The organism is Methylorubrum populi, from assembly GCF_002355515.1.
Classification (GTDB): domain Bacteria; phylum Pseudomonadota; class Alphaproteobacteria; order Rhizobiales; family Beijerinckiaceae; genus Methylobacterium; species Methylobacterium populi_A.
Map to the genome: position 1 here is coordinate 1,825,276 of NZ_AP014809.1, position 12,358 is coordinate 1,837,633.

General features: G+C 68.3%; 8 protein-coding genes. 2 read left to right on the forward strand and 6 right to left on the reverse strand.

Features of this window, described 5'->3' with window-relative positions; genetic code table 11:
- Positions 1 to 86 precede the first annotated feature (86 nt).
- The 6 genes from odhB to MPPM_RS08435 all read right to left on the reverse strand — a co-directional run bounded on the left by odhB (position 87) and on the right by MPPM_RS08435 (position 8,960).
- Positions 87 to 1,427 carry a 2-oxoglutarate dehydrogenase complex dihydrolipoyllysine-residue succinyltransferase gene (odhB, locus tag MPPM_RS08410; RefSeq protein ID WP_096484661.1) on the reverse strand — a complete coding sequence of 447 codons (1,341 nt, stop codon included), beginning with the start codon at positions 1,425 to 1,427 and terminating at the stop codon, positions 87 to 89.
- Positions 1,428 to 1,510: 83 nt separating this feature from the next.
- The gene (locus tag MPPM_RS08415; protein ID WP_096484662.1) at positions 1,511 to 4,501 is read right to left on the reverse strand and encodes a 2-oxoglutarate dehydrogenase E1 component; all 2,991 of its coding nucleotides are present in this window, start codon (positions 4,499 to 4,501) and stop codon (positions 1,511 to 1,513) included.
- A 212-nt stretch (positions 4,502 to 4,713) separates the two neighbouring features.
- Positions 4,714 to 5,598: a succinate--CoA ligase subunit alpha gene (sucD, locus tag MPPM_RS08420; protein ID WP_096484663.1), complete on the reverse strand. Its 885-nt coding sequence runs from the start codon at positions 5,596 to 5,598 to the stop codon at positions 4,714 to 4,716.
- An 8-nt stretch (positions 5,599 to 5,606) separates the two neighbouring features.
- Positions 5,607 to 6,803 carry an ADP-forming succinate--CoA ligase subunit beta gene (sucC, locus tag MPPM_RS08425; protein ID WP_096484664.1) on the reverse strand — a complete coding sequence of 399 codons (1,197 nt, stop codon included), beginning with the start codon at positions 6,801 to 6,803 and terminating at the stop codon, positions 5,607 to 5,609.
- A 110-nt stretch (positions 6,804 to 6,913) separates the two neighbouring features.
- Positions 6,914 to 7,876, reverse strand: coding sequence for a malate dehydrogenase (gene mdh / locus MPPM_RS08430; RefSeq protein WP_017485065.1), 963 nt, complete (start codon positions 7,874 to 7,876; stop codon positions 6,914 to 6,916).
- Between the two features lie 352 nt (positions 7,877 to 8,228).
- Positions 8,229 to 8,960, reverse strand: a complete 732-nt coding sequence (locus tag MPPM_RS08435) for a TetR family transcriptional regulator (protein ID WP_096484665.1) — start codon at positions 8,958 to 8,960, stop codon at positions 8,229 to 8,231.
- 263 nt (positions 8,961 to 9,223) lie between these two features.
- Here MPPM_RS08435 and aroB point away from each other — a divergent pair, with 263 nt between their 5' ends.
- Positions 9,224 to 10,963 carry a 3-dehydroquinate synthase gene (aroB, locus tag MPPM_RS08440; protein ID WP_096484666.1) on the forward strand — a complete coding sequence of 580 codons (1,740 nt, stop codon included), beginning with the start codon at positions 9,224 to 9,226 and terminating at the stop codon, positions 10,961 to 10,963.
- 103 nt (positions 10,964 to 11,066) lie between these two features.
- Positions 11,067 to 12,344: a dual-specificity RNA methyltransferase RlmN gene (gene rlmN, locus MPPM_RS08445; RefSeq protein WP_096484667.1), complete on the forward strand. Its 1,278-nt coding sequence runs from the start codon at positions 11,067 to 11,069 to the stop codon at positions 12,342 to 12,344.
- Positions 12,345 to 12,358: the final 14 nt, after the last annotated feature.

Consider the following 12,358-nt stretch of genomic DNA (forward strand, 5'->3'; position numbering starts at 1 on the left):
GCATGGTCACACGGTCGGCCGCGCTTAACCCCTGCTTCCGGCCGGGACCGGCGGGGCAGCAGGGGGAGCGATGCGGCCGCTTCGGATCAGAGGTCGAGGACGAGGCGCGCCGGATCCTCCAGGGCCTCCTTGACGCGGACGAGGAAGGTCACGGCCTCCTTCCCGTCGACGATGCGGTGATCGTAGGAGAGGGCCAGATACATCATCGGCCGCGCCTCGATCTTACCGTTCCGCACCACCGGCCGCTCCTCGATGCGGTGCATGCCGAGGATGCCCGATTGCGGTGCGTTGAGGATCGGGGTCGACATCAGCGAGCCGTAGATGCCGCCATTGGTGATGGTGAAGGTCCCGCCCTGCATCTCGTCGATGGAGAGCTTGCCCTCGCGCGCCTTCTTGCCGAAGCCGGCGATCTTCTTCTCGATGCCGGCGATCGACAGGTCGTCGGCGTCGCGCACCACCGGTACGACGAGGCCCTTATCGGTGCCGACGGCGATACCGATGTGGTAGTAGTTCTTGTAGACGAGGTCCTGCCCGTCGATCTCGGCATTGACCGCCGGCACGTCCTTGAGGGCGCCGATCACCGCCTTGGTGAAGAAGCCCATGAAGCCGAGCTTCGTGCCGTGCTTCTTCTCGAAGATGTCCTTGTACTGCGAGCGGAGCGCCATCACCGCGCCCATGTCCACGTCGTTGAACGTGGTCAGCATCGCCGCCGTGTCCTGGGCGCTCTTGAGGCGCTTCGCGATGGTCTGACGGAGCTTCGTCATCCGCACGCGCTCCTCGCGCGCGGCGTCGTCCGGTGCGGAGGGCGCCCGCGGCGGGGCCGGAGCCTTGGCCTCCTGAGCCGGCGCCTTCGCGACGCCCTTGTCGATCGCGGCGAGCATGTCGCCCTTGGTCACGCGGCCGTCCTTGCCGCTGCCGTTGAGGCTGGCCGGATCGATGCCGGATTCGCGGGCGAGCTTGGCCACCGCCGGGCCGCTCTCGTCGGCGCCGCGGCCCCCGGCCGGCGGGGCATCGCCGTGGCTGCCGTAGGAGGCGGAGGATTCCTTGGCCGGCTCGTCCTTGGCCGGCTTGCCGTCGCCCTTCTCCGCGCGGGCCTCCGTCTTGGTCTCGGCCGGCTCGGCGCTCTTCGCGGCCGGCTTCACCTCCGACTTGCCCGCGCCCTTGTCGGGCCCCTTGTCAGCCCCTTTGCCGCCCTCGACGATCGAGCCGAGCACCGCGCCGGGCTCCACCGTCTCGCCGTCCTTGACCAGGATCTCGCCGAGCTGGCCCGCGGCCGGCGCGTTCACCTCGAGGGTGACCTTGTCGGTCTCGAGCTCCACCAGGGGCTCGTCGGCGGCCACGGTGTCGCCGGGCTTCTTGAACCAGCGGCCGATCGTGGCCTCACTGACGGATTCGCCGAGCGTGGGGACGAGGATGTCGGTCGCCATAATCTGTGTTCACCGGAGTTTCGGGGCGCGCCTCGGGCGGCGCGGCCCCGGTTGGTGGATCAATCGAGAGGGGGCCGGCGGCCTCAGACCGCCAGCGCCTCGTTGAGGAAGGCCTGGAGCTGGGCGAGGTGCTTCGACATCAGGCCGACCGCGGTCGAGGCCGAGGCCGGGCGGCCGACGTAGCGCGGCCGCTTCGAGGCGGAGCCGGCCTGGCCCAGCACCCAGTCGAGATAGGGCTCGACGAAGGTCCACGAGCCCATGTTCTTGGGCTCTTCCTGGCACCACACCACCTCCGCGTTGCGGAAGCGGCTCATCTCGTTGGCCAGCGCCTTGAGCGGGAACGGGTAGAGCTGCTCGACGCGCATCAGGTAGACGTCGTTGACGCCGCGCTTCTCGCGCTCCTCGAAGAGGTCGTAATAGACCTTGCCCGAGCACAGCACGACGCGGCGGATCTTGTCGTCGCGCACGAGCTTCACGCCGTTCTCGTCGTGCTCGGCGTCGTCCCACAGGATGCGGTGGAAGGTCGAGCCCTCCGCGATGTCCTCGATCTTCGAGACCGCCCGCTTGTGGCGCAGCAGCGATTTCGGCGTCATCAGGATCAGCGGCTTGCGGAAGTCGCGCTTCAGCTGACGGCGCAGGATGTGGAAGTAGTTCGACGGCGTCGAGCAGTTGGCGACCTGCATGTTGTCCTCGGCGCACATCTGGAGATAGCGCTCCAGACGGGCGGAGGAGTGCTCCGGTCCCTGGCCCTCGTAGCCGTGCGGCAGCAGCATCACGAGGCCGGACATGCGCAGCCACTTGCGCTCGCCCGATGAGATGAACTGGTCGATGACGACCTGCGCGCCGTTGGCGAAGTCGCCGAACTGCGCCTCCCACAGCACCAGGGAGTTCGGCTCGGCGAGCGAGTAGCCGTACTCGAAGCCGAGCACCGCCTCCTCGGAGAGCATCGAGTTGATGACCTCCAGGCTCGCCTGCCCCTCGCGCACGGAGTTCAGCGGCGTGTAGCGCTGCTCGTTCTCCTGATCGATCACCACGGCGTGGCGCTGGGAGAAGGTGCCGCGCTCGACGTCCTGGCCCGAGAGGCGGACGCGATGGCCCTCGATCAGCAGCGAGCCGAAGGCCAGAGCCTCGGCGGTCGCCCAGTCGATGCCGACGCCGGTCTCGACCGCCTTGGCGCGGTTGTCGAAGAAGCGCTGGATCGTGCGGTGCAGGTGGAAGCCCGGCGGCGACGTGGTGATCCGGGTGGCGATGTCGCGCAGGGTCTCGGTCGGCACGCCGGTGCGGCCGCGGCGCGGATCGTCCACGTCTTCGCGCACGGCCTTGAAGCCGGACCAGCGCCCGTCGAGCCAGTCGGCCTTGTTGGGCTTGTAGCCGCCGGCGATGTCGAGCTCGCTCTCCAGCATCGAGCGGAACTCGGCCTTCCGGGCGTCGAGCTGCTCCTGGGTCAGGTCGCCCTGTTCGACGAGCTTCTTGCCGTAGGTCTCCAGCGCGGTCGGATGCTTGCGGATCCGCTGGTACATCTTCGGCTGGGTAAAGGCCGGCTCGTCGCCCTCGTTATGGCCGAAGCGGCGGTAGCACAGCATGTCGATCACGACCGGCTTGCCGAACTTCTGGCGGTACTCGGTCGCGACCTTGGCGGCGAAGGTCACGGCCTCGGGGTCGTCGCCGTTGCAGTGGAAGATTGGGGCTTCCACCATCTTCGCCACGTCCGAGGGGTAGGGCGATGATCGCGAAAAACGCGGGTCGGTGGTGAAACCGATCTGGTTGTTGATGATGAAGTGGATCGAGCCGCCGGTGCGGTGGCCCTTCAGGCCCGACAGGCCGAAGCATTCCGCCACCACGCCCTGGCCGGCGAAGGCCGCGTCGCCGTGGATCAGCAGCGGCAGCACCTTGCGGCGCTCGACGTTCGGCTTGGCCTTCTGGTCCTGCTTGGCCCGCACCTTTCCGAGCACCACCGGATCGACGATCTCGAGGTGGGACGGGTTGGCGGTGAGCGAGAGGTGGACGGTGTTGTCGTCGAAGGCGCGGTCGGAGGAGGCGCCGAGATGGTATTTCACGTCGCCCGAGCCCTCGACCTCGGCGGGAGAGGCCGAGCCGCCCTTGAACTCGTGGAACACTGCGCGGAAGGGCTTGGCCATCACGTTGGTGAGCACGTTCAGCCGGCCGCGATGGGCCATGCCGAGCACGATCTCCTCGACGCCGAGCGCGCCGCCGCGCTTGATGATCTGCTCCAGCGCCGGGACCATCGACTCGCTGCCGTCGAGGCCGAAACGCTTGGTGCCGGTATACTTGAGATCGAGGAATTTTTCGAAACCTTCGGCCTCGATCAATTTGTTCAGGATCGCCCTACGGCCTTCGGGAGTGAAGGAGATCTCCTTGTCCTTGCCCTCGATGCGCTCCTGGATCCACGCCTTCTCCTCGGGATCGGAGATGTGCATGAACTCGACGCCGAGCGTCTGGCAGTAGGTGCGCTCCAGGATGGCGACGATCTCGCGGATCGTCGAGAATTCCATGCCGAGCACGTTGTCGAGGAAGATCTTGCGGTCCCAGTCGCTCTCCTGGAACCCGTAATGCTGCGGGTGCAGTTCCTCGTGGTCGCCGCGCGGGGCGAGCCCGATCGGGTCGAGCTTGGCGTGCAGGTGGCCGCGCATGCGGTAGGCGCGGATCAGCATGATCGCGCGCACGGAATCCTTGGTGGCCTGCTCGACCGAAACGCCGGTGGCGGCGACGATCGCCGCGCCCTTGGCGGAGTCGCCGGGCTTGCCGGGCTGGGCCTTGGCCTGGATCTTCTCGCCGAGCGCCTTTTCCAGGGCGCCCCAGTTGCCGTCCAGCGCCGAGACGATCTCGCCGTTGAGCGGCACCGGCCAGTTGGGCTTGGCCCAGGACGCGCCCTCGGCGTTCTTCTTCACCAGGGCGTCGTCCTCGCCCAGCTCCCTGAAGAATTGCTGCCACTCGGGATCGACCGAGTTCGGGTCGCGGGCATAGGCCGCCTGCAGCTCCTCGATCCAGGCGGCGTTGGCGCCGTAGAGGAAGGAGGTCTGGAGAAGGGCTTCGTTCGCGTCCTGGCGTGCCATCGCTGCCTGTCCTACCGCTCGGGCGGCGCTGTTCCAGCGGGCCGCCGCGTCGTGTCCGATCCGGTGGCAGGGCTGAGCGGGGGGCTACCGCCCCGCGTCGCGCCTCCGGATCCGGCCGGGGCGCGGGCGCGCCCCGACATCGTCTTTCATATGGGTCGCAGGCGCTTGCGTGCGGTGCAACACAACCGCGCAGGACCCGGTTACAGACCCCATCAACCCTTCAGCACTTCCACGAGGGTGGAGCCGAGACGGGCCGGCGAGGGCGACACGCGGATGCCCGCCGCCTCCATCGCCGCGATCTTGTCCTCGGCGCCGCCCTTGCCGCCGGAGATGATGGCACCGGCATGGCCCATGCGGCGACCGGGAGGCGCCGTGCGGCCGGCAATGAAACCGACCATCGGCTTCTTGCGCCCGCGCTTGGCCTCGTCGGCCAGGAACTGCGCCGCCTCTTCCTCGGCCGAGCCGCCGATCTCGCCGATCATCACGATCGACTCGGTCTTCGGGTCGGCGAGGAACAGCTCCAGCATGTCGATGAACTCGGTGCCCTTGACCGGGTCGCCGCCGATGCCGACGGCGGTCGTCTGCCCGAGCCCGGCATTCGAGGTCTGGAACACCGCCTCGTAGGTCAGCGTGCCGGAGCGCGAGACGATGCCGACCGAGCCCGGCTTGAAGATGTTGGCCGGCATGATGCCGATCTTCGAGGCGCCCGCGGTGACGACGCCGGGGCAGTTCGGCCCGATCAGGCGCGACTTCGAGCCCTCCAGCGCGCGCTTCACCCGCACCATGTCGAGCACCGGAATGCCCTCGGTGATGCAGACGATCAGCGGGATCTCGGCCTGGATCGCCTCGCAGATCGCGTCCGCGGCGCCGGGCGGCGGCACGTAGACAACCGAGGCGTCGGCGCCGGTGGCCTCGCGGGCCTCGGCCACGGTGTCGAACACCGGCAGGCCGAGATGGGTCGAGCCGCCCTTACCTGGGCTCGTGCCGCCGACCATCTTGGTGCCGTAGGCGATGGCCTGCTCGGAGTGGAAGGTGCCGTTCTTGCCGGTGAAGCCCTGGCAGATGACCTTCGTGTTCTGGTCGATCAGGATGGACATCGGTCAGCTCAGCCCTTCTTCACCGCGGCGACGATCTTCTGCGCGGCGTCGTCGAGATCGTCCGCGGGGATGACGTTGAGGCCGGAGTTCCGGATGATCTCCTTGCCCTCCTCGACATTGGTACCCTCCAGGCGCACGACGAGCGGCACTTCGAGGCCGACCGCCTTCACCGCCGCGATCACGCCGCGGGCGATGACGTCGCACTTCATGATCCCGCCGAAGATGTTGACGAGGATGCCCTTCACCTGCGGGTCGGCGGTGATGATCTTGAAGGCCGCGGTGACCTTCTCCTCGGAGGCGCCGCCGCCGACATCGAGGAAGTTTGCCGGCTCTTCACCGTAGAGCTTGATGATGTCGAGCGTCGCCATGGCGAGCCCCGCGCCGTTGACCATGCAGCCGATCGTGCCGTCCAACGCGATGTAGGCGAGGTCGTATTTCGAGGCCTCAATCTCCTTGGCGTCCTCCTCGGTCTCGTCGCGCAGGGCCACGATGTCCGGATGCCGGTAGAGGGCATTCGAGTCGAAGGAGATCTTGGCGTCGAGGCACTTGAGACCACCGTCGCCGGTGAGCACCAGCGGGTTGATCTCCAGCATGCTCATGTCCTTGGCCGTGAAGGCGGCGTAGAGCTTCTCGGTGAGCGCGCCCGCTTCCTTGGCCTGGGGACCGGAGAGACCGAGCGCCTTGGCGACCGCGCGGCCGTGATGGGGCATGATGCCGGTGGCCGGATCGACCGAGAAGGTGACGATCTTCTCAGGGGTGTCGTGGGCGACCTGCTCGATATCCATGCCGCCTTCCGTCGAGACGACGAAGGCGACGCGGCCGGTCTCGCGGTCCACCAGCATCGACAGGTAGAATTCGGCGGCGATCGAGGCGCCTTCCTCGATGTAGAGGCGGTTGACCTGCTTGCCGGCCTCGCCGGTCTGCACCGTCACCAGGGTCGCACCGAGCATCTCGGACGCGAACTGCACCACCTCATCCTTGGACTTGGTGACGCGCACGCCGCCCTTGGCGCCCGCGGGCGCGCCCTTGAAGGTGCCCTTGCCGCGCCCGCCCGCGTGGATCTGCGACTTCACCACCCAGACCGGGCCGCCGAGCTCGTCGGCCGCGGCGGCCGCCTCCTCCGGCTTGAAGATCGCCACACCGCGGGAGACCGGCAGGCCGAACTCCTTGAGGACAGCCTTGGCCTGGTATTCGTGGATGTTCATCGAAACCCCTCGAAGCGAGTAGTGAGTGGCGCCTGGCGAATGGATCCGCGGAGCGGGCAGAGGCCGCCGCGGCCTCCCCTTCGCTCCCGGTCATGCGCCATCCGCTCTGATCAGGCGAGCTTGTCGTTGATGCCTTGGCAGGCCGCGATCAAGCCCTTCACGGAGTTGACCGACTTCTCGAACATCGCCTTCTCGGCTTCGTCGAACGTCACTTCGAGGACCCGCTCGACGCCGTTCTCGCCGATCACCACCGGCACGCCGACATAGAGGCCGTCGATGCCGTACTGGCCGTCGAGATAGGCGGCGCAGGGCAGCACCCGCTTCTTGTCGCGCAGATAGCTCTCGGCCATGGCGATGGCGGAGGCCGCCGGCGCGTAGAAGGCCGAGCCGGTCTTGAGCAGGTTGACGATCTCGCCGCCGCCCTTGCGGGTCCGCTCGACCATGGCGTCGAGCCGCTCCTGGGTCGTCCAGCCGAGCTTGACCAGATCGGTCAGCGGCACGCCGGCCACCGTCGAGTAGCGGGTCAGCGGCACCATGTCGTCGCCGTGGCCGCCGAGCACGAAGGCGGTGACGTCCTCGACCGACACCCCGAACTCCTCGGCGAGGAAGTGGCGGAAGCGGGCGGAATCGAGCACGCCGGCCATGCCGACGACCTTGTTGGTCGGAAGCCCGGAGAACTTCTGCAGCGCCCACACCATCGCGTCGAGCGGGTTGGTGATGCAGATCACGAAGGCGTTCGGAGCGTGCTCCTTGATGCCGGCGCCGACCGCCTCCATCACCTTCAGGTTGATACCGATCAAATCGTCGCGGCTCATGCCGGGCTTGCGCGGTACGCCCGCGGTGACGATCACCACGTCGGCGCCGGCGATCGCCGAATAGTCGCTGGCGCCCGAATACTTGGCATCGAAGCCGTCGACCGGGGCGGATTCGGCGATGTCGAGCGCCTTGCCCTGCGGCACGCCGTCGACGATGTCGAACAGCACCACGTCACCGAGTTCCTTGAGACCTGCGAGGTGGGCGAGCGTGCCGCCGATCTGCCCGGCTCCGATGAGCGCGATCTTGCTGCGTGCCATGGATGGTCTAGCCTCCGGTCGGAATTCGCGACGGTTCGAAAAAAACATGTCGGCGATGTCGCGGATGGTGCGCTGCGGCCGAACCTTCGCAGATCGATTCTGATGGGGGCGGTGTTTGGCGGAAAAGCCACAGGGCTTCAACCCGACGAAGGTCCGGGTGGGCGGGGCTGGATCGGGGCCAACGAGTGTTTCGGCGCGCGGATCTTTCAGGAATATCTTTAAAATTCAGATGTTTGCGCTCACGGCGAAGGAAGAAGGACAGTCGGCAAGGGCTTGGTGACAGGATTCCCAATCTGTCATTGCGCGCGGGTCCGGCCACGCCGCGATGCAGCGCCGGAGGCATATTCGGTATTCAGAAAGTCCCGGTCCGCAGGGCACGCTGGATCGACTGGATGACGGCGCTGAGTCGGGCATCGAGCAGGTCGCGGGGCACGTCCGCGTCGTGCTGGATCGCCACCGGATGGGTGAAGCGGTAGCTGGCATCGAAGATGACGGCGATGGCGCGCTCGCGATCGCGAGCGGCGAAGACCCCTGTGCCGATGCCTTCCTCCACCACGCGCTCGACCAGGGCGCGGAGCCGCACGCGGTGGCGGCGGGCGATCGGGCGGGAGGCAACGGTGGCGTCGAGATGCACGGCGAACAGGTTCGGCTCGCTGGACAGCATCTCGCTCTGGGCGCCGGCGAGCGCGCTGATGAAGCGCTCGATCTTGTCGTCGGCCGGATCGGGCGCGTCGGCAATGCCGGCGAGTTCGGTCTCGAGGTCGCGCAGCCAGCGCCCGGCCACGGCGTCGAGCAGGGCGTCCTTCGAGGGGAAGTAGCGGTAGACGTTAGCATGGGTCATGCCGGCCTCCGCCGCGACCGCCACCACGGTCACCCGTTTTGGGCCCAACCGGGTCAGGTGCTCCGTGGCGATGGCGAGAAGCCGCGCATCCGTCGAGACCGGTGTGGGTCTGGCGCGGGCGGCCGGGCCGCTGAGGCGCTGGGAGCGGGGCGGGCCGATGCGCGGATCGGAGACTGGATCGCTCGCCTCCCTCTCGCTGTCGGTCAGGGTGACGGGAAGGGAAACGGATCCGTACGGCAACATGACTTTCCTGGCACAGAGACATCAAGCGTGGGGGCACTCGATCCGACAAACCGTCAGGCATGCCGGGTCGAGAGCGGTGCCGTCCCACGCGCTCGCGTACGAGCCTTCCTGCCCACGCGGCACTTTGCAACCCCTCCCGGTCCGAGTTTTTGTGCGGATCCCGTTCGGAATGCACGCAGGACGCGATCAAGGGGCTTCCGACCGGGCGTGGACGGCGATACCCGACCCTTCGCCGCATCCGCAAAACCGTCTATGACCGCCCGATGACCGCACCCCTGCCGCCGGCGCCGCCGCCCGGCGAACCGATCGAAGCACGCCTGCGCCGCGGCCTTGGAGCCCGGTCGATCGTGCTCGTTGGTTTGATGGGGGCGGGCAAGAGCACCGTCGGACGCCGCCTCGCCAGCCGTCTCGGGCTGATGTTCAAGGATGCCGATCACGAGATCGAGGCGGCGGCCAAGCTCACCATCGCCGACATCTTCGCGATCTACGGGGAGGCGAGCTTTCGCGAGGGCGAGGAGCGCGTGATCGCCCGCCTGCTGCGCGAGGGGCCGATGGTGTTGGCGACCGGCGGCGGCGCCTTCATGCGCGAGGCGACCCGGGCGCGGATCGCCGAGGGCGGCATCTCGGTCTGGCTGAAGGCCGATCTCGACGTCCTGATGCGCCGCGTCCGCAAGCGCAACACCCGCCCCCTGCTCCAGACCGAGGACCCCGAGGCGACCATGCGCGCACTGATGGAGGTGCGGCATCCGGTCTATGCCCAGGCCGATGTCACGGTCCTGTCGCGCGAGGTGTCCCACGACCGGGTGGTGGAGGACGTGATGGAAGCTCTCGACATCCACATCAACCCGTCTAGCGTGTCCCAAAAACAACATTTGACATTTTCCATGAAACAACAACCCTCGCGCGTGAACGTTCCCCTCTCGGGCGGGCGCGAATACGATATCCGCATCGGACGCGGCCTCATCGACGCGGTGGGGGCGGAGGCGCGGGATCTCGGCGCCCGCGCCGCCGGCATCGTCACCGACGAGACGGTCGCCGGGCTCTACGGCGCGCGCGTGCGGGCGAGCCTCGAGGCCGCCGGTCTGCGCTGCGGGATCATCACGGTACCGCCGGGGGAGGCCTCGAAGAGTTATTCGGAGTTTGCCCGCGTCTGCGACGGTTTGTTGGCCGCGAGGATCGAGCGCGGCGACCTCGTGGTGGCGCTCGGCGGCGGCGTGGTCGGCGATCTCGCCGGCTTCGCGGCAGCCTCCCTGCGCCGCGGCGTCCGCTTCGTCCAAGTGCCCACGACCCTGCTCGCTCAGGTTGATTCTTCCGTCGGCGGCAAGACGGGAATCAACTCGCCGCTCGGAAAGAACCTGATCGGGGCCTTCCACCAGCCGCGCCTCGTTCTCGCCGATACGGCGACCCTCGACACGCTCTCGGAGCGCGAGATGCGGGCGGGCTACGCCGAGGTCGCCAAGTACGGCCTGATCGGCGATGCCGAGTTCTTCGAGTGGTGCGAGGCGAACTGGGCCGGCATCTTCTCCGGCGGTCCGGAGCGCGACGAGGCGGTCGCCGCCTGCTGCCGCGCCAAGGCCGGGGTCGTGACCCGCGACGAGCGGGAGGACGGCGAGCGTGCCCTGCTCAATCTCGGCCACACCTTCGGCCACGCCCTGGAGCGGCTGACCGGCTACGACGCCGCCCGCCTCGTCCACGGCGAGGGCGTCGCGATCGGGCTGGCGCTGGCCTTCCGCTTCTCGGCGCGCCTCGGCCTCTGCCCCGGCCAGGATGCGGGGCGGGTCGCCAACCACCTCGCGCTGGTCGGCCTGCCGACGCGCCTGCAGCAGGTGCCCGGCGGCTGCGGCGACCCCGACGCGCTCCTCGACGCCATGGCCCAGGACAAGAAGGTCCGCGACGGGCAACTCACCTTCATCCTCGCCCGCGGCATCGGCCAGAGCTTCATCGCGCCGGGGATCGAGGCGGCCGAGGTGCGCGGCTTCCTGGAGGCGGAGCTGAGGGGCTGAACCTCCCCAGCCCCATGCACGGGAGGTTTGGAGCGGGCGCAGTCGCGTTCCCGCCCGAATGCGCCTATATGGGAGCCGTTCCAGCTTCCTAAGGTCCTGAGCCATGGCGACGGCGTCGTTCGACTCCGCCCCGGGCGCATCGCGCGCCCTCCCCGCAATCGAGAAGGCCCCCGAGGTCACCGCCCTCTCGACCCTGCCCGGCCGCAAGGCCTCCCTCGTCGGCCTCACCCGCGAGGGTCTGAAGCAGGCGCTCATCGGCATCGGGGTGCCCGAGCGCGAGACGCGGATGCGGGTGAGCCAGATCTGGCACTGGCTCTACGTGCGCGGTGCCCGCGACTTCTCCGAGATGACCAATGTCGGCAAGGGGCTGAAGGCGCAGCTCGCGGAGCACTTCACCCTGGAGCGGCCGGAGGTCGTCACCGAGCAGGTCTCGCGCGACGGCACCCGCAAGTGGCTGCTGCGCATGGCGCCCACCGGCGCGCACGACCACAATCGCGGCGCCGAGATCGAGTGCGTCTACATCCCCGGCGACGACCGCGGCACGCTCTGCGTCTCGTCCCAGGTCGGCTGCACGCTGACCTGCTCGTTCTGCCACACCGGAACGCAGCGTCTCGTGCGCAACCTCTCCACCGCGGAGATCGTCGCGCAGCTCGTCGTCGCCCGCGACGCGCTCGGCGACTTCACGGGCCAGATGCCGGGCAAGGATGGCGGCGAGGCCGGCCGGCTCGTCACCAACATCGTGTTCATGGGCATGGGCGAGCCGCTCTACAATCTCGACGCGGTCATCGACGCCATCGCGGTGATGTCGGACCAGGAGGGCCTCGGCCTGTCGCGGCGGCGCATCACCGTCTCGACCTCCGGCGTGGTGCCGCAGATCGAGCGGCTGGGGCTCGAAGCCAACGCCATGCTGGCGATCTCGCTGCACGCGGTGCGCGACGAGCTGCGCGACGAGCTGGTGCCGCTGAACCGCAAATATCCGATCGCGCAGCTGCTCGACGCCTGCCGCAACTATCCGGGCCTCAGCAACGCCCGGCGCATCACCTTCGAGTACGTGATGCTGAAAGGCGTCAACGATTCGGACGCCGATGCCCGCGCCCTGGTGCGGCTCCTGAAGGGCATCCCGGCCAAGATCAACCTGATCCCGTTCAACCCCTGGCCCGGCTCGAAATACGAGTGCTCGGACTGGGAGCGGATCGAGCGGTTCTCCGAGATCGTGTTCAACGCCGGCTACGCCTCGCCGGTGCGCACCCCGCGCGGGCGCGACATCCTGGCGGCCTGCGGCCAGCTCAAGAGCGAGACGGAGAAGCTGCGCGCCCGCGCCCGGATGATGCTCGAAGAGGGCATGGGCGCCGAGGCCGTCTACGCCGATCAGGTCGATTGAAGCCCTCGTTCCCT

Coding starts and splice junctions, on each gene's coding strand:
- sucC (WP_096484664.1), bottom strand. CDS start 6,803: ATGAACATCCACGAATACCAGGCCAAGGCTGTCCTCAAGGAGTTCGGC.
- mdh (WP_017485065.1), bottom strand. CDS start 7,876: ATGGCACGCAGCAAGATCGCGCTCATCGGAGCCGGGCAGATCGGCGGC.
- sucD (WP_096484663.1), bottom strand. CDS start 5,598: ATGTCCATCCTGATCGACCAGAACACGAAGGTCATCTGCCAGGGCTTC.
- rlmN (WP_096484667.1), top strand. CDS start 11,067: ATGGCGACGGCGTCGTTCGACTCCGCCCCGGGCGCATCGCGCGCCCTC.
- odhB (WP_096484661.1), bottom strand. CDS start 1,427: ATGGCGACCGACATCCTCGTCCCCACGCTCGGCGAATCCGTCAGTGAG.
- MPPM_RS08415 (WP_096484662.1), bottom strand. CDS start 4,501: ATGGCACGCCAGGACGCGAACGAAGCCCTTCTCCAGACCTCCTTCCTC.
- aroB (WP_096484666.1), top strand. CDS start 9,224: ATGACCGCACCCCTGCCGCCGGCGCCGCCGCCCGGCGAACCGATCGAA.
- MPPM_RS08435 (WP_096484665.1), bottom strand. CDS start 8,960: ATGTTGCCGTACGGATCCGTTTCCCTTCCCGTCACCCTGACCGACAGC.